General features: G+C 57.3%; 22 protein-coding genes. 7 read left to right on the forward strand and 15 right to left on the reverse strand.

The genetic code is table 11. The features are described from left to right. Nucleotides 1-13: 13 nt before the first annotated feature. The 14 genes from C0U40_RS01915 to C0U40_RS01980 form a co-directional block, all read right to left on the reverse strand. Nucleotides 14-1,159, reverse strand: a complete 1,146-nt coding sequence (locus tag C0U40_RS01915; protein WP_101654056.1) for a YHYH protein — start codon at nucleotides 1,157-1,159, stop codon at nucleotides 14-16. Between the two features lie 94 nt (nucleotides 1,160-1,253). Continuing rightward, nucleotides 1,254-2,582, reverse strand: a complete 1,329-nt coding sequence (locus C0U40_RS01920; RefSeq protein ID WP_219619761.1) for an amidohydrolase family protein — start codon at nucleotides 2,580-2,582, stop codon at nucleotides 1,254-1,256. A gap of 24 nt (nucleotides 2,583-2,606) precedes the next feature. Next, nucleotides 2,607-4,115, reverse strand: coding sequence for an aldehyde dehydrogenase family protein (locus C0U40_RS01925; RefSeq protein ID WP_101654057.1), 1,509 nt, complete (start codon nucleotides 4,113-4,115; stop codon nucleotides 2,607-2,609). Continuing rightward, nucleotides 4,112-4,576, reverse strand: a complete 465-nt coding sequence (locus tag C0U40_RS01930; protein ID WP_101654058.1) for a (2Fe-2S)-binding protein — start codon at nucleotides 4,574-4,576, stop codon at nucleotides 4,112-4,114. Before C0U40_RS01930 ends, C0U40_RS01925 begins: the two co-directional genes overlap by 4 nt. After that, on the reverse strand, nucleotides 4,563-7,622 hold the full coding sequence (locus tag C0U40_RS01935) for a molybdopterin cofactor-binding domain-containing protein (protein WP_101654059.1): 3,060 nt from the start codon (nucleotides 7,620-7,622) through the stop codon (nucleotides 4,563-4,565). The genes C0U40_RS01930 and C0U40_RS01935 overlap by 14 nt, the downstream gene beginning before the upstream one ends. After that, the gene (locus tag C0U40_RS01940; protein ID WP_101654777.1) at nucleotides 7,619-8,458 is read right to left on the reverse strand and encodes an aromatic ring-hydroxylating oxygenase subunit alpha; all 840 of its coding nucleotides are present in this window, start codon (nucleotides 8,456-8,458) and stop codon (nucleotides 7,619-7,621) included. Before C0U40_RS01940 ends, C0U40_RS01935 begins: the two co-directional genes overlap by 4 nt. A 10-nt stretch (nucleotides 8,459-8,468) precedes the next feature. Further along, nucleotides 8,469-9,839 (reverse strand): amidohydrolase family protein, encoded by a 1,371-nt coding sequence (locus C0U40_RS01945; RefSeq protein WP_101654060.1) that lies wholly within the window; start codon nucleotides 9,837-9,839, stop codon nucleotides 8,469-8,471. Then, nucleotides 9,836-11,359, reverse strand: a complete 1,524-nt coding sequence (locus C0U40_RS01950; protein ID WP_101654061.1) for a GMC family oxidoreductase — start codon at nucleotides 11,357-11,359, stop codon at nucleotides 9,836-9,838. The genes C0U40_RS01945 and C0U40_RS01950 overlap by 4 nt, the downstream gene beginning before the upstream one ends. A 7-nt stretch (nucleotides 11,360-11,366) precedes the next feature. After that, nucleotides 11,367-11,975 (reverse strand): thiamine pyrophosphate-dependent enzyme, encoded by a 609-nt coding sequence (locus tag C0U40_RS01955; protein ID WP_101654062.1) that lies wholly within the window; start codon nucleotides 11,973-11,975, stop codon nucleotides 11,367-11,369. Continuing rightward, nucleotides 11,972-12,472 (reverse strand): thiamine pyrophosphate-binding protein, encoded by a 501-nt coding sequence (locus tag C0U40_RS01960; RefSeq protein ID WP_101654063.1) that lies wholly within the window; start codon nucleotides 12,470-12,472, stop codon nucleotides 11,972-11,974. The genes C0U40_RS01955 and C0U40_RS01960 overlap by 4 nt, the downstream gene beginning before the upstream one ends. A 101-nt stretch (nucleotides 12,473-12,573) precedes the next feature. Next, the gene (locus tag C0U40_RS01965) at nucleotides 12,574-13,497 is read right to left on the reverse strand and encodes a LysR family transcriptional regulator (RefSeq protein WP_101654064.1); all 924 of its coding nucleotides are present in this window, start codon (nucleotides 13,495-13,497) and stop codon (nucleotides 12,574-12,576) included. An 8-nt stretch (nucleotides 13,498-13,505) separates the two neighbouring features. Continuing rightward, nucleotides 13,506-14,126 (reverse strand): glutathione S-transferase family protein, encoded by a 621-nt coding sequence (locus C0U40_RS01970; RefSeq protein WP_101654065.1) that lies wholly within the window; start codon nucleotides 14,124-14,126, stop codon nucleotides 13,506-13,508. After that, a complete protein-coding gene (locus tag C0U40_RS01975) occupies nucleotides 14,123-14,806 on the reverse strand; it encodes a Rieske (2Fe-2S) protein (protein WP_101654066.1) in 684 nt (227 codons plus the stop codon). The genes C0U40_RS01970 and C0U40_RS01975 overlap by 4 nt, the downstream gene beginning before the upstream one ends. Then, nucleotides 14,803-15,087, reverse strand: coding sequence for a hypothetical protein (locus C0U40_RS01980; RefSeq protein ID WP_219619762.1), 285 nt, complete (start codon nucleotides 15,085-15,087; stop codon nucleotides 14,803-14,805). Before C0U40_RS01980 ends, C0U40_RS01975 begins: the two co-directional genes overlap by 4 nt. A gap of 333 nt (nucleotides 15,088-15,420) precedes the next feature. Between C0U40_RS01980 and C0U40_RS01985 the strand changes: the two genes are divergently transcribed. The 7 genes from C0U40_RS01985 to C0U40_RS02015 all read left to right on the forward strand — a co-directional run bounded on the left by C0U40_RS01985 (nucleotide 15,421) and on the right by C0U40_RS02015 (nucleotide 23,807). After that, nucleotides 15,421-16,545, forward strand: a complete 1,125-nt coding sequence (locus tag C0U40_RS01985; RefSeq protein ID WP_101654067.1) for a BMP family ABC transporter substrate-binding protein — start codon at nucleotides 15,421-15,423, stop codon at nucleotides 16,543-16,545. 80 nt (nucleotides 16,546-16,625) lie between these two features. Continuing rightward, nucleotides 16,626-18,122 (forward strand): ABC transporter ATP-binding protein, encoded by a 1,497-nt coding sequence (locus C0U40_RS01990; RefSeq protein WP_286134736.1) that lies wholly within the window; start codon nucleotides 16,626-16,628, stop codon nucleotides 18,120-18,122. Then, entirely contained in the window at nucleotides 18,119-19,174 is a 1,056-nt protein-coding gene (locus C0U40_RS01995; RefSeq protein ID WP_101654069.1) for an ABC transporter permease, read from the forward strand. Before C0U40_RS01990 ends, C0U40_RS01995 begins: the two co-directional genes overlap by 4 nt. A 1-nt stretch (nucleotide 19,175) precedes the next feature. Then, nucleotides 19,176-20,111 (forward strand): ABC transporter permease, encoded by a 936-nt coding sequence (locus tag C0U40_RS02000; RefSeq protein ID WP_101654070.1) that lies wholly within the window; start codon nucleotides 19,176-19,178, stop codon nucleotides 20,109-20,111. Then, on the forward strand, nucleotides 20,108-21,526 hold the full coding sequence (locus C0U40_RS02005) for an 8-oxoguanine deaminase (protein WP_101654071.1): 1,419 nt from the start codon (nucleotides 20,108-20,110) through the stop codon (nucleotides 21,524-21,526). Before C0U40_RS02000 ends, C0U40_RS02005 begins: the two co-directional genes overlap by 4 nt. A 10-nt stretch (nucleotides 21,527-21,536) precedes the next feature. After that, nucleotides 21,537-22,421: an aromatic ring-hydroxylating dioxygenase subunit alpha gene (locus C0U40_RS02010; protein WP_101654072.1), complete on the forward strand. Its 885-nt coding sequence runs from the start codon at nucleotides 21,537-21,539 to the stop codon at nucleotides 22,419-22,421. 6 nt (nucleotides 22,422-22,427) lie between these two features. Beyond that, nucleotides 22,428-23,807: an amidohydrolase family protein gene (locus C0U40_RS02015; RefSeq protein WP_101654073.1), complete on the forward strand. Its 1,380-nt coding sequence runs from the start codon at nucleotides 22,428-22,430 to the stop codon at nucleotides 23,805-23,807. Nucleotides 23,808-23,814: 7 nt separating this feature from the next. On the opposite strand, the gene add is transcribed toward C0U40_RS02015, so the two are convergent. Continuing rightward, nucleotides 23,815-24,834 (reverse strand): adenosine deaminase, encoded by a 1,020-nt coding sequence (gene add / locus C0U40_RS02020; protein WP_101654074.1) that lies wholly within the window; start codon nucleotides 24,832-24,834, stop codon nucleotides 23,815-23,817. Nucleotides 24,835-24,905 lie beyond the last annotated feature (71 nt).

A 24,905-nucleotide genomic window follows, 5' to 3' on the forward strand; every position in this document is an offset into this window, starting at 1 on the left:
CAGGACGCCGCCGTTAAGGGCGGCGTCTTGGCATTGCGGCTTTCAGGGCGTCTTCGGAGATACCGAGACGTTCGGCAACTTTGCCGAGGTCTGCGTCACGTCCGCCTTCGGCGCGGATTGCATTCATCAATTCGGATGCTTCGATGCCCAGTGCTTCTGCCGGTCTAGAGAAGTCGGGACGGCCACCGCTCGGTCCGCCGGGTTCGTTGGCAGAGCCGATACCCTGCGCAGCAGTGGTTGAAAAGTTGTCTTGCGCCACGACGCCGACCAGACAGGTTGGCAGGTTCGGGAAGCTTTCGCTTGCGTGGTAGTGATAGACCTCACCGTCCTGGCCGGCAACCGGACCAATATGCCCACCGCATTCATCAAGCCCGACAGGCAAGGTACCATCCGCTTCGCGGGAACCGAATAAAGCAAACCCGTCGAATGCGTAGCCGAACTGTGCGGTCTGGTCCTGTCCGACATTTGCACAGGTGGCATCCACGTTTTCATTCTCGAACACTGTATTGATATCTGTCGCTGTCGCGTGCCAGTGGTACCAACCCCCCGGATCAACATGGCCGCCGCAGGTGTCCAGTGCGGGCATGTGTCCGGTATCAAGAACGGAGGGCGCGTCCGCAAAAACGGGTACGCCATCCAGCCCCATCCCGACCTTGGCCACAGTCCCGAGCGGGGTCGGTGTTTCAGCCTTCCGGGGCGTTACGGGGATCAAGGCGGTGATCGACATATCCGCACTGGTATCCAGCGAACCGGCTATACATTCGTGATCTTCTTCAGGCCCTTCAACGCGGATGTCAAAAACGTTGACCTCTCCGTTGTTGTTAAAAAAGGTGTAACCGAGCTCGGAAAGCATTTCGAGATAGGCGCGATCGATCCGGTACAATCCCGCATTCTCTCCATCCCAATCCCAGACCCCGCCTGCTTCGTCGAGCGTTGCAGGGCAAAACGGTCCGATGTCCAGCGTTTCCGGTAGGAATTTCACGGTATAGGCTGCACATTTGGCAGCTGCACCGTTTTCGAGCGTGCAATCAACGATCTCGGCGGGTTGTGTGAGCGCGGTGTCGGCGATGCTATGGGCATCCGGATGGGCATAAGCAACCAGCGGCGTGAGGCAACCGGATGCAATCAATGTTGCGACGGAGAGGGTTCTGTGAAGCATCAAAAGGTGTCCTTGGCGGTTATGATACCTTTAACGTAGGACGAACAATTTTCCGTCGATCTTTTTCAATCCTTTGGAACCACCACTGATGTTTTCAGGTCAGACTTCGGATGCGAAGCGCGTGCGCCTTGGCGCGAAAATTTCTCCGTATCTCTGCTTCGTCAACACCCGCAACAATCCGGTTCTCCATAAGCAACCGTCCAGCGACAATCGTATGGAGCACATCGTCCGCGCGACTGGAATAGACAAGGGACGCAGCAGGGTCGTAGACCGGCATGGTATGTGTCGTGTCCAGATTGACCACGATAACATCCGCCGCCATCCCCGCGCACAATTGACCGGTTTCGGGACGGTTCATCGCCTTTGCCCCTTCTGCGGTCGCCATTTCAAGCACTTGGGTCGTCGGCAAAAACTCTGCGTTCCCTGTTTTGTCCTTGTGAATAATGCTGGCAAATTTCATTTCCTGAAACATGTCGAGCGAGTTGTGACTCGCCGGTCCGTCCGTCGCAAGGCCCACCGTCACCCCGTGGCGCTGCACACATTCCAGATGCAAAGTGCCCGACGACAGTTTGGCGTTACAGATTGGACAATGGGCGATTTTCGTACCGGTTTCCGCCAGAATACGGGCATCTTCCTCGTCAAGTTGGGTGCAATGGGCGGCTGTCACGTCGGATTTCAGAAACTCCAGAGAATGCAGCCAGCGCACCGGAGAGGTGCCGTAGTGTTCCTGTACATAGGCGATTTCCTGCGGACCTTCGGCAAGGTGGGTGTGGATCGGAACGCTGTATGCGTCAGCCACTTCGCGCACCAGATGGTACATCCCTGCACCACAGGAATAGGGCGCGTGCGGGGACAGGCCGATCTGCAAGAGCCCGCCGTTGCTGTGGTGATGCCGGTCCACCAGATCACCGAAATTGTGAAGGGTTTTCCATGACCAGTCGGTGATCGCCGCGTAAATCCCGCGATCCGCAAATCCGTAGCCAAGCGTTGCCCGCAACGGTAATTCTTTTAGTGCTTCGATCTGGGGTTCGACTGCATAAGCATCGAAATGTTCGTTGAACGCGGTGATGCCGGATTTCACCATCTCTACCAGACCGTTCATATTGGCCCAATACAGGGTTTCAGGATCGAAATTCTGTTTCAGCTTCCACATGGTGCCAAGCCACTCAAACAGGCGGACATCTTCCAGAAGGCCGCGCAGAAGCATATTCGATGCAATGTGGGTGTGGCTGTTTGCAAAGCCGGGCATGATCACACAGTTACTTGCGTCGATCACTTTGACAGCGCCGGTGATATCTACATTAGCGGAAGGACCGACCGCAGCGATTTTATCGCCTTTTATAGTGACGGTACCACGCTCTATCATGCTGGCCCCGCCCATCGGCATTACCGTGCCGTTGGTAATCGCAATATCAATCGTCATCGTGTCGGTCTTTCTGTCGGAGGCTTAAATCGCCATGCAGACGGTTTTGTTTTCAAGGTAATTGTCCAGTCCGGGCGCCCCGTTCTCGACACCCCAACCAGAGGCTTTCATTCCGCCCTTTGGCAATTCCGGAGAGAAGTAACTGTGGCAGTTTACCCAGACTGTACCGGCGCGAACCTGTGCTGACATGCGGTGCGCGGTAGACAGGCTTTCTGTCCAGACAGAAGCTGCCAGACCGTATTCTGTGTCATTCGCCATTGCGATGACTTCGTCCGGATCGTCAAACGGAGTGAGGGTGGCGACGGGTCCGAAAACCTCCTGACGCATGAGTTCTGCGCTGGCGGGCACATTGGCCAGCACCGTCGGGTGGTAAAAGGCGGGGTAGCCGGCGTCTGTCTCTCCTCCTGTCAGGATTTCGGCACCGCTACTCCGGCCGGATTCGACCATTGCGGCCACTGTGCTGGCGTGACCTGCATTTACCAGCGGGCCGAGATCGCTGTCGGGATCCAACCCGTGACCAAGCCGCATTGCTCGCGCTGTTTGTGCAAAGCTTTCTGCGAACCGGTCGTAAATCCCGCGCTGTACATATATCCGCGCAGCGGCCACGCAGACCTGTCCAGAATTGGCAAATATCCCCCGCGCAACACCGGACACAGCAAGCGAAAGATCGGCATCCTCCATCACCACAGCTGGTGACTTCCCGCCGAGTTCCAGTGTCAGTTTCTTCAAATTCCCTTGGGCGGCGCCAAGCAAGCGGCGACCGACCTCGGTCGATCCGGTGAAGGCAACTTTTGCCACGTCAGGATGCGTTGCAAGGGCCTCGCCGACCTCGTGTCCAAACCCCGTCAGAAGATTCACTACGCCAGCGGGCATTCCGGCCTGTTCGATCAATTCACACAGGCGTACCGCTGTCAGGGACGTTTCCTCGGCGGGTTTCAATACCACCGTACACCCCGCACAAAGCGCCGGCGCTAGTTTCATCGCTGCCATCAGCAAAGGAGAGTTCCACGGCACGATCGCCGCCACGACGCCAATAGGTTCCCGTCGTGTATAGGCCATCACCTGCTTGCCTTCAGGGGCATAACCGATTGAGGGTGTGATTGTCTGGCCGGTCAGTTTGGTGGCATAACCGGCGTAGTAGCGGAATTGCGCGATGGCTCCATTCAGTTCTCCGAAACGGGCAGTGGCATAGGTCTTACCCTGATCAAGGCATTCAAGCTCTGCCAGTTCGTCGGCGTGGGCTTCGATCAGGTCTGCGATTTTCCACAACAGGGACTGTCGTGCAGCGGGCAGCATTTCGGCCCATTCCGGCGTGCCTAACGCGCGATTGGCGGCCTCGACCGCCTGATCCGCCTCGGTCCTGCCCGCTTTTGACAAACGTGTCAGCAGTGCGCCCGAAGCCGGATCATGGCTGTCAAAGCTGTCGGGAAGAACCCGCCAGCGCCCCCCGATCCAGACCGGCTGCACGGCGCGGGACAGAAAATCCTTCGCCCCTTTTGTCTTGGGGGAGCAGGGCCGAAGCGTGATCGTCATAGGTGTTTTTCCTTAATCATATCGCGGGCCAGCCGGGCACCGCGCAGGATAGAGTGGTAGCCGGTGCAGCGGCAGATATTGCCTTCAAGGGCTTCTTCGATCATCGCATCTGTCGGTATGGTTTCACCGGACAGCAGCCCCGCGAGGCTCATCATCACACCGGGCGCGCAATAACCGCACTGAAAGCCGTTTTCGATCTCCATTGCTTTGATCAGCAGTTGACCGGCAGGCATGGTTTCCAACCCGTCGATGGTGCAAATTTCTGCACCGTCCAGTTGCCAGCCCATGACAAGGCAAGCGTTGACTGCCACGCCGTCCCGCAACACCGTGCAGGCGCCGCATCGTCCAATTTCGCACCCGACCTTTGTGGAGGTTTTGCCCAGCCCCTCGCGCAGACGGGTCAAAAGCATGGCATCAGGTGCGATTTCCGTTTCTACACCGTTCAGGCTAAAGCGGACCATGGGCACCCTCCAACATTTCAAGCACGGTTTCCGGCGCGATTGGCATGGTTGCCGGACATTGCCCTGTTGCAGTCGCCACCGCATTTGCGATCGCAGGCATAATGGCCCCGATCCCAAGTTCCCCCGCTCCGCGCGGGCCATAAGGATCATTGGCGTCGAGTCCTTCGTGGGCGGTGATGCGCATCGCTTCGGGAACGTCTTTCACGCTGGGCACCATGTAACTGTCAAAATTGCCCGCGACCGGCCGACCGTTCTGATAGCTCATGTTCTCTGTCAGCGTGTATCCGAGCCCCTGCACCAGACCACCCTCCATCTGCCCGAGATAAGAGGCCATATCGATCACCGGCCCCGCCGCGGTGTGCATCTCTAGGTCGACAACACGAACCATTCCCGTGATCCGGTTCACAGCCACCCGGGCTAGGGTTGCGCCAAAAGCAAAAATGAAACGGGCGTTCCCTTTGGTGTAATCGGTCTTGGGAAAGTCATAATGCGCCATCACCGGCGCAATCTCCCCCAGTTCTGCGAAACTTACGCAGGGTGTAGACGAATTTAACCGTGTCTCTCCGACCCCGCCTGGCACGATTTTCAGCGCCTCCGGCGTGCAACCTTTGATGGTTGCGGCACGCTCTAACAGGGCGGCTTCAAAAGCTGGAGCCGTCCGGTTCACCCCCTGCCAGACCACAAAGCCACCCCGCGCCGCCGTGGTAGAGCCGCTGTCCGGCGCAAGCATGGTGTCGCCGGTTACGGAACAGACATCAGTGCGTGCGCAGCCGAGCCTGTCCGCAACGGCTCCGTGCAAAGAAGCCGTCAGCCCCTGACCCATTTCATCCAACCCGCAAAGCGCCTGAATTTTCCCGTCCTTCAAGCCAAGCCCGAAGTCTGCTTCGTCTTGTGGGATCGTACCAAGCCCGTTGCCCTGATAATTCAGCGCCATCCCGACACCGGGAATTTCGTCGGCGTTTACTGGAAAAGGCTGCCACATGTCAGAGTGAGCAGCCGCAGCCAGCATTTCGGACAGGCGCTCTGACGGAGCGACCCTCTGCCCGAGCACGCCGGGGCTGCCGGGAATGCGCAGGTTGCGGCGCCGGATTTCCAACGGGTCAAGACCGGCTAAAACAGCCAGCCTGTCCATTTGGCATTCAATAGCAAACGTCATTTGGTTGGCACCGAACCCCCGGAAGGCACCACAGGTTCCGTTATTGGTATAGGCCAGCCGACCGTTCGCGCGATAGTGGTCGATCTTGTAAGGTCCGACTACATGCTCCAATGCGGTTTCCAGAACTCCGGGCGCAAGCGAGGCATAGGCGCCGCAATCCGAAATAACTTCCACCTCTTGTGCCACCAGATTTCCCTGCGCATCGCAACCGGTTTTCATTCTGATCGTTAATGGGTTGCGCTTGGTTCCGGCTTGCACGCTTTCTGCACGGGACAGATGCAGCCGCACAGGTTTGCCTGTTTTTTGTGCCAGAAGGGCCAGTGCGGGTTGCACTGTCAGTTCGTCCTTGCCGCCAAAAGCCCCGCCTGTGGGGGAGGTAACGACGCGCAAACTGTCCGCCGGAACATCCAGAATACGGGCGAGTTGCATCTGGTCCCGAGACCCGTGTTGCCCGCCCGCGCAGATGATCAGCCCGTCACCGTCGGGTGCGGCCCAACCGCCTTCGGTCTCCATAAATCCGTGCATCTGGCGCGGGGTTACATAAGTGTCTTCGACTATGTGAACCGCTTGCGCCCAGCCCGTGGAGGTATCGCCCCTTCCATGTGCGACCGCGGTTACAAGGTTGCCTGCTGTGTGGACCGGTGGGGCATCAGGCGCGAGTGCGCAGCTTGCATCACTGATGACGGGCAAATCGTCATAAACAACCTCGATAAGGGACAGCGCCCTTTCCGCTGTTTCAGCATCAATTGCGGCCACCGCTGCTACGGCATCTCCGGTATAGCGGACCTTGTCATGACACAGTGCCGGTTGGTCCTGAAAGACAATCCCGAAGGCATTTAGCCCTTTGATGTCCCTATGGGTTACGACAGCTTCGACCCCGTCCAAAGACTCTGCTTTTGTGGTGTCGATGCTTCGGATAAGGGCATGAGGGCGACCTGCCCGCAAAATGCGCCCGACGAGCATTCCATCCGCCCGTTTATCGGTAAGATAGGGGAAGGTGCCCCGCAGTTTCGCGGGCATATCGGGGCGTGTGTGCCAGCGGTCGCCTCCCTTCAGTCGCGACAGTTCGGTCAACGCGGGGGGAAACGCGGTTTTGGACGGTTCGGGCATTTTGTTGCGTGGGGCAAGCGGCAGTCCGAACAATCCCGCCGCCAGCGAAGCTGCCGCCACTTTCCGCCGATAGCTTGCTGTACGGAACGGGCAATCCACAGCGATGATCGCATCTTCCAGACGCTGGCGCAGGATGGCTTGGTCGATGGCGTGAATGTTTTGTCCGACAAGCCAGTGCTCAACCGCTGTCAAGCGCTGGGCGGGTGTTGCACCGCCCCCCGCCGCCAGCCGGATTTGCACGATGGTGTTGTCACACAGGGACATCATTCCGGCCGTTGCGATTACGGATGCAGTGAACGCCTGCCGCAGTCCGACCTTGCGCCAAGTGCTTTGAATCTGACCGCCCTCCAAAGGGCGCAGCGTGATCGAAAGAACCAGACCGTCTGGTGCCGAGAGATATTCCAGCACTGGCATCGAACCGTTTGTCGTTGTGATGAGCGCATCCAAGGCAATCAGTGCCGGAACAAGGCAGCCTTTGCGCCAAGCCAGATTCCCGCCGAGCGTTCCCAAACGGCGGATATTCGGAGCGGCCACATCACGGCAGGCGTCCGACAGCAGGGGAATACCGGCGTGGCGCAAGTCCTCAAGCGGTGTGCCTGCACCAATAGTCAGACCTTTGATGCCGGTCGGGATCAGATGCCCCACAGGCACGTATTGCGCAGGAGGCGTCGTCCCTTGTGCATATTCCAGCTGGAAGGCGGTCCCGCCCGCCACCGGCACGCCGCCGTCCGTGATCAGGGACAGGGCCTGTTCCAGACTGTCGGGCCGTGCAACCTTCATGCGGCCTCCGGTGTGGTGGTCCCGAACGTTAGCCCTTTCTGTTTCAACCAGCGCCGGTAGGCCACCGATGAACTGTCCGCCCGTGTCGGAATTTCGGCGCGGGCCTCAAGCGGCAAAAGCAGCGGGCGCTGGTTTTCCACGATAATGCGGTCCTGTAGAAAGATGACCTGTTCAAACCTCAGAAGTTGGGTGTGGCTGGCCTCTTGATCGGTCAGATACATGACCGGAATGGCCCGCACTTCGTCTTCTTCAACAGGATGAATGAACAGCGCAATGGCATCCTCTACGCCGTCCATATCCGGCACGGCGCGATAGAGCATCACCACAAATGGGGAGGGCACCCGATAGGTCAGCTGCGCAAATTCTCCTTCCGGGCGTGTAGAAGTCATTTGCGGCTGGAAAAATTTGCAGTTTGTCGCCCAAACCTCATCCACATCATGACGGATTTCGGATTTATAGCCGAGCACTTCGGTATGGGGTTCCGATCCCAGTATATCGGCATGGACAAAGGGAAAATGCGCCATGTCGAGAAAATTTTCCACGACCCGCAACCCCGATGCGCGCATTTTCACCCAGCCGCAAGGCACATAGCGGCGGTCTTTTTCTTCGCTTTCGGCAATGTCGAAGATCTCTTTGTTCGGGGTGCCTAGGGTCGTCCATAGCACGCCGAATTTTTCACGGACAGGCAGGCTGCGGCCCGCTTGCGTGACCTGTTTTCCCGGCCCGACTGTGATCGGATGGCCCAGCAATTTGGTGTCTTCGGCCCGCTCCAGTTCGGCCACCGTGCCAACGGCATACCAATCGTTAAGGGCTACAGGGTCTTGCGTGCCAGTCATCGTGTCTTCCTCAATCTGTCCACTGCGCGGTGCCGCCGCCATTGGCGTCAAGCCACGTCTGCCGCCGTTCGAAATGGCCGGGGGCAAGACGGGATACCCGTTCGATAATTTCAGGAAGGTCGCCGGACACCAGCTTGCCTTCATCCACGCAAATCTGCCCGTTAACCATCGTCATTTTTACGTCACTGCCCTTCACCGCATGCACAAGGTTGTGTTGCAGGTTGAACCAGCGCCCGTCGGGGAAAAACGGCGTCATGCGGGGGGATTTTCCGTCAACGGCGATAATGTCCGCCTTTTTACCCACTTCCAGAGACCCTGTCACAGTTTCAAGCCCCACAGCTTTGGCGCCCAGACAGGTAGCCATCTCCAATACCGTCCAGCTGTCCATCGCAGCGGCATCCAGCATCCGCAACTTGCCTTTCAGAGAGGCGGTTTTCATCTCTTCGAACATATCGAAGTTGTTGTTTTCCTTTTCCCCGTCGGTCCCGATCCCCACAGGTATACCAGCGGCGAGCATTTCCTTGATCGGTGCAATCCCCGACGCCAGTTTCATGTTGGAAATCGGGTTATGGGCAACCGATACGTTGTAGTCTGCAACCATCTCTATCTCTTCGGGAGAGAACCAGACTGCATGGGCAAACATTGCCAGCGGTGTTTCAAAGAAGCCGAGATCGCGGAAAATTTCCATTGGCATCTTGCCATAGCGTGTCTTGTATTCCGCGAGTTCGATTTCCGCTTCCGAACAGTGGGTGTGAAACGGAACCTGATATTTTTTGGACATATCAATGGCGCGCTGCTGGCCTTTTTCATCGGAATAGAACAGGTGCTCCAGACCGACCCAGACATTCACACGTCCCTGCGCCTTGCCATTCCACCGCTCGATCATGCCTTCGTTCATATCAAGCGTGTCAAAATAGTCGTAGTCGGGATGCTCACCCACATAAGGCACCGCGATGAGGCGGTTGCCAAGCACTTCACACGCCCGTGCAGAGCCGTCCATGTGCCGCCACATGTCCACGATGGTGGTGGTTCCCCCAAGCAGGCTTTCCGCATAGGCGAGGTAACTTGCCGCTTCGGCTTCTTCGGGCAGCAGAACACGGTGCATCGGGTTGATATGCTGCGTCAGCCAGTCCCAGACAGGCAGATGTTCCGCCGTGCCCCGCAGAAAGCCGGAATGGGCATGAGCATTGATCAGTCCGGGCATCAGAACGGCCTGACCGAAGGCTTTGACGGGGATATCCGGATTGGCCGAGATAACCTTTGTGCGCGGACCTACCCCGGCGATTTGATCGCCTTTTACCAGGATCGCGCCGTCGGTAAGCGTCTCGCGTTCCGCGTTCATCGTCACAATTGCATCGGCCGTTAAGATCAGATCGCTCATGCGTCCTCCAAGATAAATGTAGCTGCACGCTCACCGATCATGGTGACGGGTGCATGGGTGTGACAGGATGGGATTTCAGGAATTACCGAAGCGTCCGCGACCCAAAGTTTGCGGCACCCTTTGACGCCCAGACGGGGGGAGACCGGCGCATCTTCGCCCGCACCCATATGTGCGGTACCGCAACAGTGAAAGAATGTGGAACAGGACCGGCGCACGAAAGTTTCAAAATTGTCCCCGCGTTGCGGTGCAACATAGTCTTTGAAATAGGACGAAAATCCAGGCGTTGCGACCATATCCATCAGGAACTCCACCCCTTTGACAAGGGCTGCAAGGTCGCGGGGATCCGAGAGCAAATTCGGCTGGATTTCCAGCGGTGCCGTTGGCGTTGCAGCCGTAAGCCGCAAGGCACCTTTGGAGTATGACCGCATTACCCCCAGCCCGATCGAAAATATGTCATCCCCGTCCAGATTGTAATGATCCCATAGCGCAGGCACGGCGGAGCGCCCCTGAACCGGAAAGGCCAGCAGATCGGCTTGGGGCAGGGCATCGTCGGATTTCCAGATGCTCAGCGTGCCACCACCATTTCCCACCATTGCACCAAGGGGGGCAGTTGCGCGGAAATTGAGTGCGCGTACAAGCGGGTGGTCCTGAAGGTTCTGCCCGACGCCCTCGGCCTTTATCCGCAGTGCTATGTCCAATTCCGCCAGTTCCTTTGCCGGACCGATGCCGGACAACATCAACAGGCGCGGGGTTTCCAATGCGCCTGCCGCAAGAATAACGCCCTGTCGTGCCGTCAGAAGCGCCTCACCCTTCGGAGAAAGTATAGCCACTCCGGTGGCGCGGTCTCCTTCAAAGGTCAAGTGATGGGCAAGGGTCTCGGTCAATACTGTCAGCCGCTCCGACGACAGGATCGGCGCGATGTAAGCTTGCGCAGAGGTGTGGCGCAGACCGGCCTTATCAATGTTGAAATTCGCCAGCCCGACACCACCGGCTTCCGGCCCGTTCGGATCATCGATCCGGTCCAGCCCCATCGCAACACCGCCGTCAATCATGGCGCGGGTCAGAGGATGATCCGGATTGGGGCGGGTGATCTGCAGCGGCCCGTCGCCACCGCGCAATTCATTCGCGCCGCCCGACCAGCATTCTGCCGCCTTGAAAGCAGGCAAACAATCCTGCCAGCCCCACCCCGGGGCGGTGTCATTCCAGCGGTCGTAATCCGCAGGGACGCCGCGATACCACATCATGGCGTTGGTGGCCGATGATCCCCCCAGCGCCTTGCCACGTGGAATTGCGATCTTGCGGTCCAGAATGCGCGGGCTCGGGGTGTAGTGATGCCCCCAGTCCCACGTGCCAGTCTGAAGGGAAAACCACCTTGCAGGGTCTTCGATTTCGGCGATGCCAAAACTGCTCTTGCCAGCTTCGATCATCGCAACATCGGCGCCCGCATCGTGAAGACGCCGCGCGACCGCGGCCCCTCCGGAGCCGGAGCCGATGACAATGTAGTCGAAACCGGTCTTCATGCCATGCTCAATTATGCTCGGACGGACCCATGATTGTGATCCCTTCGGTTTTCTCTACATGGCGGACAAAGATGTATTTGTCCTCGCGTCCGTCGGAATGCTTGCGCTTTATTTCCGGCTGGACCGTGCCGGAAACCTTGGCCACAACAACATAAGGAACATCTGCTTTCAGGCCCGCCTCGCAGTGGGCGTCGAATTCTTCCAGCGTTGTTGCGGTATAGGCGTGGTCGATCCCCGATGCACGGGCGATCCCCGCAAGATCCACCCGACCGGACGCCGTATGCGTCTTGGGGCCGCCAATGGATTGATACTGTTCGTTGTCCCAGACAACGATAAACAGGTTTTTCGGTTGCTCGTTTCCCAAAGTCGCGAGGATGCCAAGGTTGAACAAGAGGCCGCCATCCGTGTCCAGCGATATGATCCGTCGTTCCGGCAGGCCGACAGCAAGGCCAAATGCCTGTGGGGTTACGCAGCCGAGTTGTTGCTGGAACAGGGAAGCCTCCCGCATATGAGGCGCGGCGTTGTACCATTCATCCACCGAAGCACCGAGCGACAGGATGACAAGTTCATCAGACAGGCGGGTGGCCAGTCTGGTCATGCAATCAAAGCGTTTCATCGTACAATGCTCCCGGAAAGGGCCACGGCGGTGTGGTAATAGGAGGAATAGGCGAGCTCGTAAGCGTTCACGATGGACTGCTCGATGTCGGCTTCTTCCCTTTCTACAGTGTAAGGAATGCGCAATGCCTTCAGGATCGGTTCCATCGTGATTCCATGCGGTACGGCCCACCAGTTGTTTTCTCCCATGTCGCCGCGATAGCTCATGAGCATGACAACCGGAATGCCGGCCCCCAACCCCATCCGCGACAGTGGCTCTACCGAGGCGCGCAGGCCGGAGTTTTCCATAACGAGGGCCGCACGCTGACCGGACAGGAACAAACCACCGCAAATCGCAGCGCCTTCCCCTTCGTTTGTGACCTGAATGGTGCGAATGTCAGGGTCGGCGTCCAGCGCGGGGTAGAGTTCCTTGAACAGGCTGTCAGGAAGATAACATACCAGTGTCACTCCGGCGCGCTTGAGGCCGCGGATCACAGCCTCGACGGCACTCTGTTGCATCTTTTTCTCCAGTTTTCTGTCTTGTTGAGTTCAACCTGACAGGGAAAAACTGTTCGCAAAAGACGGTAATATTCGAACGAGTTGTTCACCTCAGTGCAACACTAGTCCCGCATCCCTTCCAGCGTGGAGGTCAAGCTGTCCGCCAGCGCCTGTGCGGCTTCTGTGACCTGACCTTTCGGCCGTGACACAAGGTTCAGGCGCCGCATGCTCAGGCCCGGATCGGCGAGCGGTATGAACACCAGTTGCCCGCGCGCGATTTCGGTTTGTACGCCCATCTTGGTTTGCAGGATCGTGCCGAGCCCCCGTGTCGCCAGATCAATCATCAAGCTGATGGAGTTGGTACGTGTCCGGCGGGAGAATTCGACGAAGGCGCCGGAAAACATCTGCTCGACCGAGCTTCCAAGCGACAGGGATCCATCGGACAGGATGATCCTTTCCCCAGCCAGATCATAGCTTCGCAGCTTGCCCTGCAGTTTTGTTAGCGGGCTACCTGGGGGGACCAGAACGCCAAGGGGCAGGGAAATTGCAGAAAGTCTGCGGGCATTTCTGGGAACCCGCACATCAAAGGCAAGGGCGATATCTGCTTCCCCCTGATGTACCATATCCACCGCATCCTGCGAACCGACGACCTGCACATCTACACTGATTTCAGGGTGACGGACCCAAAATCCCGCGAGCACATCCATAAGGATTCCGCGGGCGGCGCTTTCGATGACAGCAACAGTCACCGTGCCGCGCCGTAGCCCCCGCATGTCGCTGATTTCTGTCAGTGCGCGGTTCATCTCGCTGGAGGACTGCTTGAGATGATATTCAAGCAATTCACCCGCAGACGTCAGCCGCAAACGCTGTTTTGTCCGGTCAAACAGGGGCGTTCCCAGATCATCTTCCAGCTGTTTGATGGAACGGGAAATAGACGATGGTGCAACATTCAGCGTAAGGGCAGCCTGACGGATAGACCCCAAACGCGCCACGAGGGAAAAATGGTAAACGCGGGAGGAAACCAGACCAAGGCGATGTAAATCCACGGGGACTCCTAGTGATAATCCGGTATGCCCGGCATCGTAATGAAGCCGGGGAGCGTTCGTATCTGGCGCGCCCAAAGACGCGCGGCGGGAAACTCATCATGGTCGAGATTAAAGTCCCTGCACAGGGCAAATGCAGGGAACAGAGCAATATCTGCAAGGCTGGGAGACTTGCCTGCGACGTAAATTTCGCCCCGGAGGGACTGTCGGGTCAGGTGGTCGTCAAGAATGCGAAAAAGCTGCCTTGCTTTGGCACGCAATACTGCAACGTCCCCCGGCGCATCCAGCAAAGCAACTGCACGGGCCTCGGTTGCGACTGACAGGTCTTGGCAAGCAAAACCAAGCCAGTCCATCATGCGCGCCCGTTCTGCACTGTCTTTCGGAATGAAACGTTTTTGCGCATCCTGTTCTGCAACATATATCAGAATGGCTGAAAGGTTTCGCAGGCAAAGCTCCCCGTCTTCCAGAATGGGAAGGCGCCCCAGAGGGTTCAGCTTCAGGTAAGGGGCGGATTTTTCCTCGGCTCCGGGAAAGGCGTTTACGTTCACGAGTTCCAGCGATTGCTCCGTGCAGGACGCCAGAAGACGCACGCGGAAGCAATCTTCATAAAGGTCGTAGTTGTGCAGGATCATGCGGCGGCCTCCAGTTGTTCAACACTCCGCCGCAGGTCTTCGCACCAGTCGAGCAGGGCTTCTCTGGTCGCTATTGTCGTATCCTGCGGCACGGCAATATGCAGCGCACATCGTCCTTCGGAAATCTGCTGCAGGCCGACTGTCACAACTGTGCTCTCCAGCTTTACCGTTGTGAAATTGCTGTTGGTCTCATTGTTGCCTGCGGGGGTACTGCCGTGTTGCTCCAGCGCGCCGGATACCTGTGCAACGGGCGCATCTATGTAAACAGAACGAACCCCTTCCAGCGCGGGCAGGTCGGGTGGTGAATCCTGTTCCAAAGTGCCAAGGGGTGTGTAGGCCCAGATCATGCCGCCTGTTTCTGTCGTGCCATAGCGCGAGATACAAATCGATTTGGGAACCTCCAGTTCGGGGTGGGCCGGAACATACTGGCAGGTGCCGCTCGTGTCGTATTCCCACCCGTGGTAAAGGCAGGCAATGTGATCGCCCCGCACGAAGCCGAAGCTCATCTTCATGCCACGATGGGGGCAGCGGTCCTCCCATGCGTGGGCCTTTCCGGCAGTATCCCGCCACACAACGATTTCTGCATCGTTCACAACTGTTCCTGCGGATGTCCCTGCTTCGATCATATTCGACAAGGCAACCGGAACCCATTGCGAAGGGGCGCTCCCTGTTTGCGTCATTGTGACTTTCCTTTTTCTGACTGTGTTCCAACCCGCTGCACGTCCCGAACCACGCAATCCGGCGGCCCGAGACTCAGTGCCATTTCAAAAGCGTCCACCAGATCGGTCTGTCCGGTAACCCGCATTCGTGCTTCTGTATTGTTCTGGAACTGCGTCTCCAGTTGCAGTGACAGTCGCTTTGCGCGGTGTTGCGCAAACTCAAGAAAGCTCTGCGCTGGCAGGGTGCCCCTGAATGAGAATGTGACCTGTTCGGTTTTCATCTGCGCCTGTAAAGCCTTCATAAAAGCCCCTGAAATCAAGGGGCAGCGGTTGGGTTTTCTGTATTCCGACACACTAAGAGAGCGGAAAATCCCTGCCGTCAAGTGTTGTTATGAACGCAACATTAAGGTGCAAAATTTACCACTATTCAGCATCGTTTAGTTTTGGAAACGTGGGACCACTCGCAAATGAGGGAATGGGCAGTCCGGCCCTTTACCGCAGCGGGTGTTGATGCAAGGCACCGGTAGAACTGGCCTGTGTCGCGCATTCTATCCAAACGCGTTCAGTCGCGGTCCGCACCCGGAGCACCAGAAAAACGGGGCGGACATATTCCAACAGACAAGAGGTTCCTCCCGATGATTTCCACCAAGTCCCTATCCCGCCGCGGCTTCCTGAACATGGGTGTTGCAGCCGGCGCAGGGTATCTGCTGCCCAAGACGGGCTTGATCAGCCCCGCCCATGCCGCCACCCCGCTTGCTCCTGTCGCCGAAGAAGATGCTCACATCGCTTTCGGTCACACTGGCCCGACCTCTGACGAGGGTTGGACCTGGGCCCATGACCAAGGCATGAAAGCGGTTGAGGCCGCCTTCCCGAAACTGCGCACATCCTATGTGGAAAGCATTCCATATTCCGCCGATGCCACACGTATTTTCCGCCAGTTCGTCGCGGATGACGCGAATATGGTTTTCGCGACCTCGAACTATGGCGATTTCCTGTACGATGTTGCCAATCGCGCCCCTGACGTTGCTTTTTACGAATGTGACGGCCGAAGCCCGCTTGAAAATCTCGGGACCTTCTATCTGTCGCACTGGTATCCGTCTTATGTGGCTGGTATTGCCGCTGGTGCGATGTCGCCTTCGGGTAAACTCGGCTATGTTGCTTCTTTCCCGGTGCCTTCGGTTTATTCCGGAACCAATGCCTTCCTGATGGGCGCGCGTTCGGTTAACCCCGAAGCCACGTTGCAGGCGATTGTAATCAACAGCTGGTTTGACCCGCAGGCGGCAACGCAGGCCGGTACGGCCCTGATCGATAACGGTTGCGATGTGTTGTTCGGAATCATGGATGAGGCCGGCTATCTGCAAGTTGCGGAAGAACGCGGCGCCAAGGCAGTAATGTGGAACACCGACCTGCGCCGCTATGGTCCGAACGCCTATATCTCCTCGATCATCGTGGATTTCAAAGACTTCTACGTAGAGCAAGTCCGCCGCCGTCTGGCCGGTGAATGGACGCCAACACAGGATCTTCTGCCCTTCGGAAACGGTGTCGATGTGGATGCCTGGGGCGAAAGCGTACCTGCCGAGGTTGCTGCCAAAGCCGATGCTGTCAAAGCCTCTATTCTGGACGGGTCTTTCAATCCGTTCGTAGGCGAGCTCAAGGATACCAAAGGCAACGTGAAAGTCGCCAAAGGTGCAACCATGAGCGAGCAGGAGCTTTATCACTGGAACTGGTCCATCGAGGGTGTTTCCGGACTGGACAGCTAGGAACCATGCGAGACAGTGCATCCGTTCAGCAGCGTCTCGGGCTAACGCCCGGGACGCCACCAATTCTTTCGCTGAAAAGCGTGAGCAAGTACTTCCCTGGTGTTATCGCCAATGAGTCAGTTGATCTTGACGTGTATCCGGGCGAAATTCACGCCCTTCTCGGGGAAAACGGCGCGGGGAAATCCACGCTGATGAATATTGTTACCGGCATCTACAAGATGGATGCAGGTGAATTGATTGTGGATGGTCGCAGGCGGGATTTTTCGTCACCTACCGATGCGATTGAGGCCGGTATCGGCATGGTGCACCAGCATTTTAAACTGGTGCGGGCCTTTACTGTCGCTGAAAACATCCATTTGGGATGGCCTGAAACCCCAAAGCGCATATCGCGTAACAGTCTGGAAACCCGCACAGCCCAACTTGCAACGGATTTGGGGCTTGCCGTTAATCCCAAGGCAGTGGTTGCGGACCTGTCTACCGGAGAACAGCAAAGGGTCGAAATCCTGCGCGTGCTGGCCCGCGATGCCAAATTGTTGATCCTTGATGAACCGACAGCCGTTCTGACACCGCAGGAAGCGAGAGAATTGTTCACCGCCTTGCGCGCCTTCACCGCGCGGGGGAACGCGGTGATTTTTATTTCCCATAAACTTGAAGAAGTGCTCGAAATTTCCGACCGCATCACTGTTTTGCGCAATGGCGAAAAAGTCGCCACAGAGTGGACAAAGGACTGTACAGAGAAAAGCCTTGCGCAATTGATGGTCGGGCGGGAGATTGTGCTGACCGAGACCCACAAGAAATCGGCAATTCGCGTAAAAGCTGCTCCTGTTCTCAGCCTGTCAGACGTCAGCCTCAAGGGAGAGCAGGACACGGTTCTGAAGAATATTTCCTTCGACCTTTATCCGGGGGAAATTCTGGGCATTGCAGGGGTCGCCGGTAATGGCCAACGGGAACTGACATATGTCATTTCCGGCCTGTCGCAGCCCAGTTCCGGCAAGATTGTATTGGATGGTGAAGACGTCACACGCGCTGGTGCCCGTGCGCTTGCGCAAAAAGGCATCGGGCATATCCCCGAAGACCGGCTGCATTCCGGTATGGCCCCAACGCTTTCGATCACCGACAACGCGGTTTTGCGTGAATACGGGGCGCCGCCCCTGTCCCGCAAGGGATGGTTCTCTCCAAGGGGAGCAGCCAATCTCGCGCGGGAGATTGCAAGTATCGCCGAAGTGATGGTGCCCGATTTCAACATGCCAGCGCGGAACCTGTCGGGTGGCAACCAGCAACGGCTGGTGGCACGTCGGGAGATGCGTATTGCGGAGCGAATCCTGATCGCTGCCTATCCGTCCCGTGGTCTGGATGTGGGCGCTATCAACACGATGATGCGCTATTTTCTGGAACTGCGCGACAGCGGTGTAGCGGTGGTTCTTATCTCAGAGGAGTTGGAAGAGTTGCTGAGTTTTTCGGACCGGATTGCTGTCATGTTCCACGGAGAAATAATGGGAACCTGCCCGACAGACAAAGCAGACGCCGAAACAATCGGCCTGATGATGGGCGGCACACGTCAGGAGGATCTGCCATGACTTCGATGCGTCTGCAACGTATGCCTCTGGCGCCGCCCCGCGTGGCTTTTGCATTGCGCGTGCTGTCTGTCGTTCTGGCTATCCTGACGGCCGCGCTGGTTTTATGGGGTTCGGGGCACAATCCGCTGGCGCTGGGCGCGAAGGTAATATCCTCGACCTTTGGCAGTTCCTTCGGGCTGGAAGATCTGTCGCTTTTGTTTTCTCCGCTGATCTATTGCGGCTTGTCGGTTGCGGTGGCTCTGCGCATCGGGGCGTGGAACATCGGGGCTGAAGGGCAGTTCAATTTTGGCGCGCTCTGTGCCACCGGCGTTGCGCTGTTCGTATCCGGGCCGGTCTGGGTTATCCTGCCTCTGATGGGGGTGGCCGGCATGATTGGCGGCGCGCTCTGGATTCTGGTTCCGACACTGGCGCGGGCTTACGCGGACGTTTCAGAGCTGATTACCACGCTATTGATGAACTTTGTCGCAATGCTGCTGGTCTATTGGCTCGCGACCGGACCGTGGCTTGATCCGTCGGGCATGGCGCTGGCGACGACATCCCGTTTGCCGGTTTCGGTGCCGGCCTTTTGGGGCATCGTGCATTGGGGTCTTCCAATCGCAATACTCATCGCGATCGCATTGTCCCTGTTCGTGACATACACCCGTTGGGGCTATGAGGTGCGGATCGCAGGGGCCAATCCGGGTGCCGCACGCTATGCGGGTATGCCGGTGCGCACCCAACTGATCGGGATCATGCTGCTGTCCGGCGCGCTGGCAGGGCTGGGTGGTATGATGGAAGTGGCGGGCACTGTGGGGCGGTTGCAGGGCGGCATTTCCAACAACTACGGATACATCGGCATCATGGTTGCGGTTCTTGCGCGGGCTGCCCCTATCGGCGTTCTGGCTACGGCGTTTTTCATGGCGGTCTTGCTCAATGGCGGGATCGTGCTCCAGTCACAGGGTCTGACGACCCATACTGTTCTGGCCGTGACCGGCCTGATCCTTCTCTATGCGGCTATCGGGGACGAAGCGGCCCATTACAAAATTTTGCGCACCAAAGCGAAGGACGGCTGACATGGATATTCTTGCAGGTCTCATACAAACCGCGTTTCTGGCTGGTGGTGTTCTTGCCCTTGCCGCGCTCGGTGAAGTGCTCGCAGAACGGGTCGGCGTTGTTAACCTTGGTGTTGAAGGGCTCATTGCCTTGGGGGCGATGTCTGCCGTCGTGACTGTGGTGAGCACGGGGTCGCCGTGGCTTGGCCTTGGTGTTGCCCTGCTTGTAGGGTTGCTCTCGGGTATGGTGTTCGCAACGGCCACAGTTGTTGTGCGCGCCAACCAAATCCTCTGCGGTCTTGCTCTTACTTATATCGGAACGGGTATGGCGGCGACGATCGGCAAACCGTTTTCCGGCACGCCAGTGCCCGAAACGTTTTCCCCCCTTCACATACCGGTCCTGTCCGATCTGCCCTTCTTCGGACGGGCGTTGTTTAGCCATAACATCCTGATCTATGTAATCTTTCTTATTTTGCCTTTGGCGCTGCATTACATGATGTTTTATACGCGGCACGGTTTGAACATGCGGGCTGTCGGGGAAAATCCGGCCGCTGCAGACGCCGCCGGCATTCCGGTGATGAAGATGCGTTTCTGGTATACTTCTCTGGGCGCTGCTCTTGCGTCAGGGGCCGGGGGCTACCTGACACTGACCTTTGTGCCAAGCTGGTCGGAGGGAGTGGTCGCGGGGCGGGGCTGGATCGCAGTCGCTCTAGTGATTTTCGCAGGGTTCCGGCCGATCAACGCAGTACTGGCTGGTTTGTTGTTCGGATTTGTCACCGGACTCGGCTTTGTCGGGCAGGCACGCAACTGGCCTGTCGCGGCCTCTATACTGTCCATGTTGCCCTATCTCGGGACAATGGCGCTGATGATCCTGCCTGTGGTCACATGGCAAAGAATGCGCCGCCTGATGGCTGCCCCTGATGGCATAACAGCCCCCTATTTCAGAGACCAAAGATGACGACGATCCTGCTGAAACATATTTCGCATTTAGCCCAATTCGACGGCGTCCTGAGGGATGCAGGCACCGAGATTTCGGACGGTTTTGTCCTGATCCGCGACAATGTCATTGCGGCGTGCGGGCCAATGGCCGATTGCCCCGAAAATGCAGAGCAGAGCGCGGACCGTGTGCTGGATATGTCCGATCATGTGGTCATGCCGGGTATGGTGAACACCCATCACCATTTCTACCAGAACCTGACCCGTGTTATGGTGCAAGACGATGAATTGTTCGTCTGGCTCAAAACGCTCTACCCGATCTGGGCGAGGCTTGACGATCGCGCAATGGCCACAGCTTCCCGTATGGCGATGGCGGAACTCATCATGTCCGGCTGCACAACCAGTTCGGATCACCAGTATATCATGCCCAATGATTGCACGCTCGACACGCCGATCCGTGTCGCACAGGAGATGGGTCTGCGGTTCCACGCAGCCCGCGGCGCGATGAGCCGTGGGGAAAGCAAAGGCGGCCTGCCACCCGATAGCTGTGTGGAAGAAGAAGATGATATTCTGCAAGACGCAGAGCGTTTGATCGGCACCTATCACGATATGTCGGACCATGCGATGACGCGCATAGTGCTTGCGCCCTGTTCGGCATTTTCGGTTACGCAAGGGCTAATGAAAGACGCTGCTGCGCTGGCACGATCCCATGATGGTGTACGCCTTCATTCCCATATCGCCGAAGTTCTCTCCGAAGAAGAATATTGTATTGAAACCTACGGCATGCGTTCCGTCGCCTATGCCGAAAGCTGCGACTGGCTGGGGCCGGATGTCTGGTTCGCCCATTCAATATTCCTCAATGATGCTGAAATCAGGGCCTTTGCAGAAACCGGAACCGGTGCAACGTTTTGCCCCTCCGCCCATATGCGCTGCGGGCTTGGGATTATGCGCACGCGCGAGATGCTGGATGCCGGTGTTGTCGTGGGGCTGGGGGTGGACGGGTCTGCGTCCAATGACACCTCCAACATGTTTTCCGAGGTGCGCTTCGCGCAGTTCCTACAGCGTGTCGCACCGGACCGTTATCTTTCCGAAGCACCGGGGGGGCGTGGCGGCTTCGGGGGAACTCCAACCGCATTGTCTGTTCGCGAGGCGCTCTGGATGGCGACACGGGGCGGCGCCCATTTGCTGGGACGCGATGACATCGGTCAGATTGCAGCCGGAAAATCAGCGGATCTGATCGCAGTGAAGCGTACCCAACTTGGTATGGCAGGCACGCAACGCGACCCGCTTGCGGCGCTGGTGATGTGTGGCCCCTTTAACGTGGACTATTCTTTCGTCAACGGTGTGCCTTTGGTTGAACGAGGCAGTTTTACCCGTCTGGATATTGACGCTGCATTGCGCGATCATAGCGAAACGATGGATCGGATTTATGCCTAAGGAGCAGCCGATGACCAAATCACTGGACCAAGCCACGCTGGATCAATGGTATTGCATTCAGAATGTTGCGGAGATTCCCGTTTCCGGTGTGCGGACGCGGCTGTTGGGGGTGGATCTTTCCATTTCCGCAGGACCAGAGCCCACGGTGCAGGCGTCTGAAGACACGGGTGTCCGCACACTGCCTGTACGCCAGCGTTACGGGTATCTGTGGACGACACTTGGTGCGCCTAACAAGGACGTGCCGGATATCCCCGAAGCCGAAGAACCGGATCGCCGTTACGTGCCTTGTGGCGCGGTGAAGGTGCAATCCTCTGCGCCGCGGGTGGTGGAGAATTTTCTCGACATGGCTCATTTCCCGTTTGTTCACACGGATATTTTGGGGTCCGAAGAACATCCGGAAGTGGAAAAATACAAATGTGAGATCCGGCGCGAAGTGGATGAAGTCTGGGCAACCGACTGTGTTTTTACCCAGCCCCGCGCGGCGAAACTGTCGACTGAGCCGTTGCGCACGGATTACATTTACCGGATCACAACGCCTTATACTGTGGTGCTTTACAAAACCTGCCCGATTTCGAAGACCCGTTGGGATGTTATCGCTTTGTTTGTGCAGCCGGTGGAGCCGGGTCTCAGCCGTGCCCATCCGGTCATGTTCTTGCTGGATGATGTTAGCACGGACGCCGAATTGATTGCCTTTCAGCAGGTTATTTTCCTTCAGGACCGGATTATTCTTGAAAACCAGCGTCCGGTCCTTTTGCCGATCGAACCCCGAAGCGAAACGCCCACAAGGGCGGATGCCTCCTCTATCGCTTATCGCCGGTGGTTGAAGGAAAAGGGCTGCTTCTATGGTACATCGCTCGGCCCAGCGCTTGGCACGCAACAGTTCCAACAGGTCTAAAGTTATATGACAGCAGCAACAATTGCAGGGGTGCAGGCCCTTGGTGATCTGCGGGGGTGCAAGCTCCTGTTTTCCGGATTTCATGCGCCCGAACTCGGCGTGCTCGAAGAGTTTCGCAACGCAATCCTAACTTTGGACGAGGAGGGAAGAATTCTGTCCGTCGATCCGGATGGAGATCCCCAAGATGCAATCGCCTTGCCGGAAGGGTGGCTTCTGATCCCGGGGCTGGTGGATCTGCACGTACATGCGCCGCAATATGCCCAACTTGGAACCGCTCTGGATGTCCCGCTTGAGGATTGGCTGCAATCCTATACTTTCCCGCTCGAAGCGCGTTTTGCCGATCTGGATTATGCTGGGGAAGTCTATTCTGCGCTGATTGACGATATGCTGGCCCTTGGCACTACCACGGCCCTGCACTTTGCAACCATCCACGTTCCGGCAACCCAAAGACTGGCCGAGATCTGTCTGGCAAAGGGACAACGGGCGCTTGTTGGTAAGGTCGCAATGGATGATCCGGCGCAGTGTCCGCTGGATTACCGCGATTCCACGGCGCAGGATGCCGTGGAGGGTACACGCGCAGTGATTAATCATATTAACGGGCTGCCGGACAATAACGGTATGGTGTTTCCGGTTATCACGCCGAGGTTTGTCCCGTCTTGCACGGATGCCTGCCTTGAAGGTTTGGGAAAACTTGCAGCCGAAACCGGTGCGCATATTCAAAGCCACATCTCGGAAAGTGACTGGCAGCACGGATATGTCAAAGATCGCTGCGGTTGTTCGGACGCGCAGGCATTCGAGCGGTTCGGTTTGCTACGGGACAATGCGGTTTTTGCGCATGGCACCCATCTGTCTGATAGCGATCTTGATCTCATGGCGCAGAATGGCGCTGCTGTGGCCCATTGCCCCCTGTCTAACGTTTATTTCTCGGGCGCGGTCTTTCCGCTTCGGAAGGCTTTGGAGCGGGGGCTCAAAGTTGGTTTTGGTTCTGATGTGTCAGGCGGCCCGACAGCCTCTATGTGGGAAACCGCGCGCATGGGCATCAGCGCCTCGCGCATTCGCGAAAGCGGGGTGGACGCAGCAAAGCCGGTGGAAACCCGGGGTTGCGGCGATAAACGTATTGATTTTCGCGAGGCGTTTTACATCGCAACGCGAGGCGGAGGCGCGGCGCTGGGACTGCCCGTTGGCGCATTTGTGCAGGGCATGAAATTCGATGCAATTGCGATAAACACTTTGGAACCTGCGGGGACGGTGCGGATCTGGCCAGAGGATAAAACCGAAGCGCCCAACGATCTGTTATTGGAGAAACTCCTTTATACAGTGTCCAAACCCAATATCGCCGGTGTGTGGACGGACGGGATAAACCGCCTTCAGAAATCAGAAGGATAACGGCGGTTTACAAGGCGTCGATGACGGCGTCTATTTCAGGCATCCAGTCCTGACGCCAGTTTCTTTTGGTGGTTTCATCAACCCACGCATGATCTATGGTTGCGAGCACTGCGGTCTTTATGTCCGCAGGCGAGAACTGCATCTGTTCTATAGCAATCACATATTCCCCATTCAGGTCTGTGTTGAACATCGGCGGATCGTCAGAATGGATCGACACGGCAAGTCCTGCCTGTTTCATCACCCTGATCGGATGGGACGGACTGCCCAGATCGCGGTGCGGTGTGGTAAACCGTGTGGTTGACGGGCAGCAGGTGAACAGAATACCGGCATCGCGTAATTCGGCCATGAGGGCAGGATCGTCGACCACATTATACCCGTGGTCCAAACGGTCCACTTTTAAAGCCTCGTAACACCCGCGAACATAAGAAGCCGGACCGGCTTCGCCACAATGGGCTGACAGCTTCAACCCGCTTTCGCGGGCGCGTGCAAAGACTTTTGCAAAAGGCTCGGGCGGGTAGGGCGCTTCGAAATAATCAAGCCCAAGCCCGACGACATCATCACCACGGTTTGCAAGGATTTCATCCAGATAGGCTTCTCCCCGCTCCGGCCCGAGTTCGCGATTCATGCCCGGAATGATTAACGAAGTTACGCCAAAATCGACTTGGGCGTCTTTGATGCCAAGGCGGATACCTTCAAACTGTCGGGCAAAGGGAACGCCTTCATGCGCGTGAGGGCTGATGAAAAACTCGACGTGGCGCGCACCGCTCCGAGAGGCAGATTGCAGCATTTCATAAGTTATGCGCCGGAAGTCATCGACCTGTACGATGGTTTTGGAAATCGCGTCGTAGACGTCCAGAAACGCATCAAGTGTGTTGTAATCATACAAATCATCAGGACGATCACTATGAGGTAGGGATACGCCGTTCTTCCGCGCGAGTTCTACCGCTGTTTGGGGACGGATAGCGCCCTCCAGATGCAGGTGAAGTTCGACTTTTGGCAGCTTTTGAAGATGCTGATACAGTTCCATATTCAATCGTTTCAAAAAGAGGCAGTTACTAAGTGCGGTGTATTTGCTCCACAGTTCCACCGCCCGCTTCC

The organism is Neptunicoccus cionae, from assembly GCF_002860325.1.
Taxonomy (GTDB): domain Bacteria; phylum Pseudomonadota; class Alphaproteobacteria; order Rhodobacterales; family Rhodobacteraceae; genus Amylibacter; species Amylibacter lutimaris.

Coding starts and splice junctions, on each gene's coding strand:
- C0U40_RS01960 (WP_101654063.1), bottom strand. CDS start 12,472: ATGCAACAGAGTGCCGTCGAGGCTGTGATCCGCGGCCTCAAGCGCGCC.
- C0U40_RS02005 (WP_101654071.1), top strand. CDS start 20,108: ATGACGACGATCCTGCTGAAACATATTTCGCATTTAGCCCAATTCGAC.
- C0U40_RS01970 (WP_101654065.1), bottom strand. CDS start 14,126: ATGATCCTGCACAACTACGACCTTTATGAAGATTGCTTCCGCGTGCGT.
- C0U40_RS01955 (WP_101654062.1), bottom strand. CDS start 11,975: ATGAAACGCTTTGATTGCATGACCAGACTGGCCACCCGCCTGTCTGAT.
- C0U40_RS02000 (WP_101654070.1), top strand. CDS start 19,176: ATGGATATTCTTGCAGGTCTCATACAAACCGCGTTTCTGGCTGGTGGT.
- C0U40_RS01935 (WP_101654059.1), bottom strand. CDS start 7,622: ATGAAGGTTGCACGGCCCGACAGTCTGGAACAGGCCCTGTCCCTGATC.
- C0U40_RS02010 (WP_101654072.1), top strand. CDS start 21,537: ATGACCAAATCACTGGACCAAGCCACGCTGGATCAATGGTATTGCATT.
- C0U40_RS01915 (WP_101654056.1), bottom strand. CDS start 1,159: ATGCTTCACAGAACCCTCTCCGTCGCAACATTGATTGCATCCGGTTGC.
- C0U40_RS02015 (WP_101654073.1), top strand. CDS start 22,428: ATGACAGCAGCAACAATTGCAGGGGTGCAGGCCCTTGGTGATCTGCGG.
- add (WP_101654074.1), bottom strand. CDS start 24,834: ATGGAACTGTATCAGCATCTTCAAAAGCTGCCAAAAGTCGAACTTCAC.
- C0U40_RS01995 (WP_101654069.1), top strand. CDS start 18,119: ATGACTTCGATGCGTCTGCAACGTATGCCTCTGGCGCCGCCCCGCGTG.
- C0U40_RS01930 (WP_101654058.1), bottom strand. CDS start 4,576: ATGGTCCGCTTTAGCCTGAACGGTGTAGAAACGGAAATCGCACCTGAT.
- C0U40_RS01980 (WP_219619762.1), bottom strand. CDS start 15,087: ATGAAGGCTTTACAGGCGCAGATGAAAACCGAACAGGTCACATTCTCA.
- C0U40_RS01975 (WP_101654066.1), bottom strand. CDS start 14,806: ATGACGCAAACAGGGAGCGCCCCTTCGCAATGGGTTCCGGTTGCCTTG.
- C0U40_RS01925 (WP_101654057.1), bottom strand. CDS start 4,115: ATGACGATCACGCTTCGGCCCTGCTCCCCCAAGACAAAAGGGGCGAAG.
- C0U40_RS01940 (WP_101654777.1), bottom strand. CDS start 8,458: ATGACTGGCACGCAAGACCCTGTAGCCCTTAACGATTGGTATGCCGTT.
- C0U40_RS01985 (WP_101654067.1), top strand. CDS start 15,421: ATGATTTCCACCAAGTCCCTATCCCGCCGCGGCTTCCTGAACATGGGT.
- C0U40_RS01950 (WP_101654061.1), bottom strand. CDS start 11,359: ATGAAGACCGGTTTCGACTACATTGTCATCGGCTCCGGCTCCGGAGGG.
- C0U40_RS01920 (WP_219619761.1), bottom strand. CDS start 2,582: ATGACGATTGATATTGCGATTACCAACGGCACGGTAATGCCGATGGGC.
- C0U40_RS01945 (WP_101654060.1), bottom strand. CDS start 9,839: ATGAGCGATCTGATCTTAACGGCCGATGCAATTGTGACGATGAACGCG.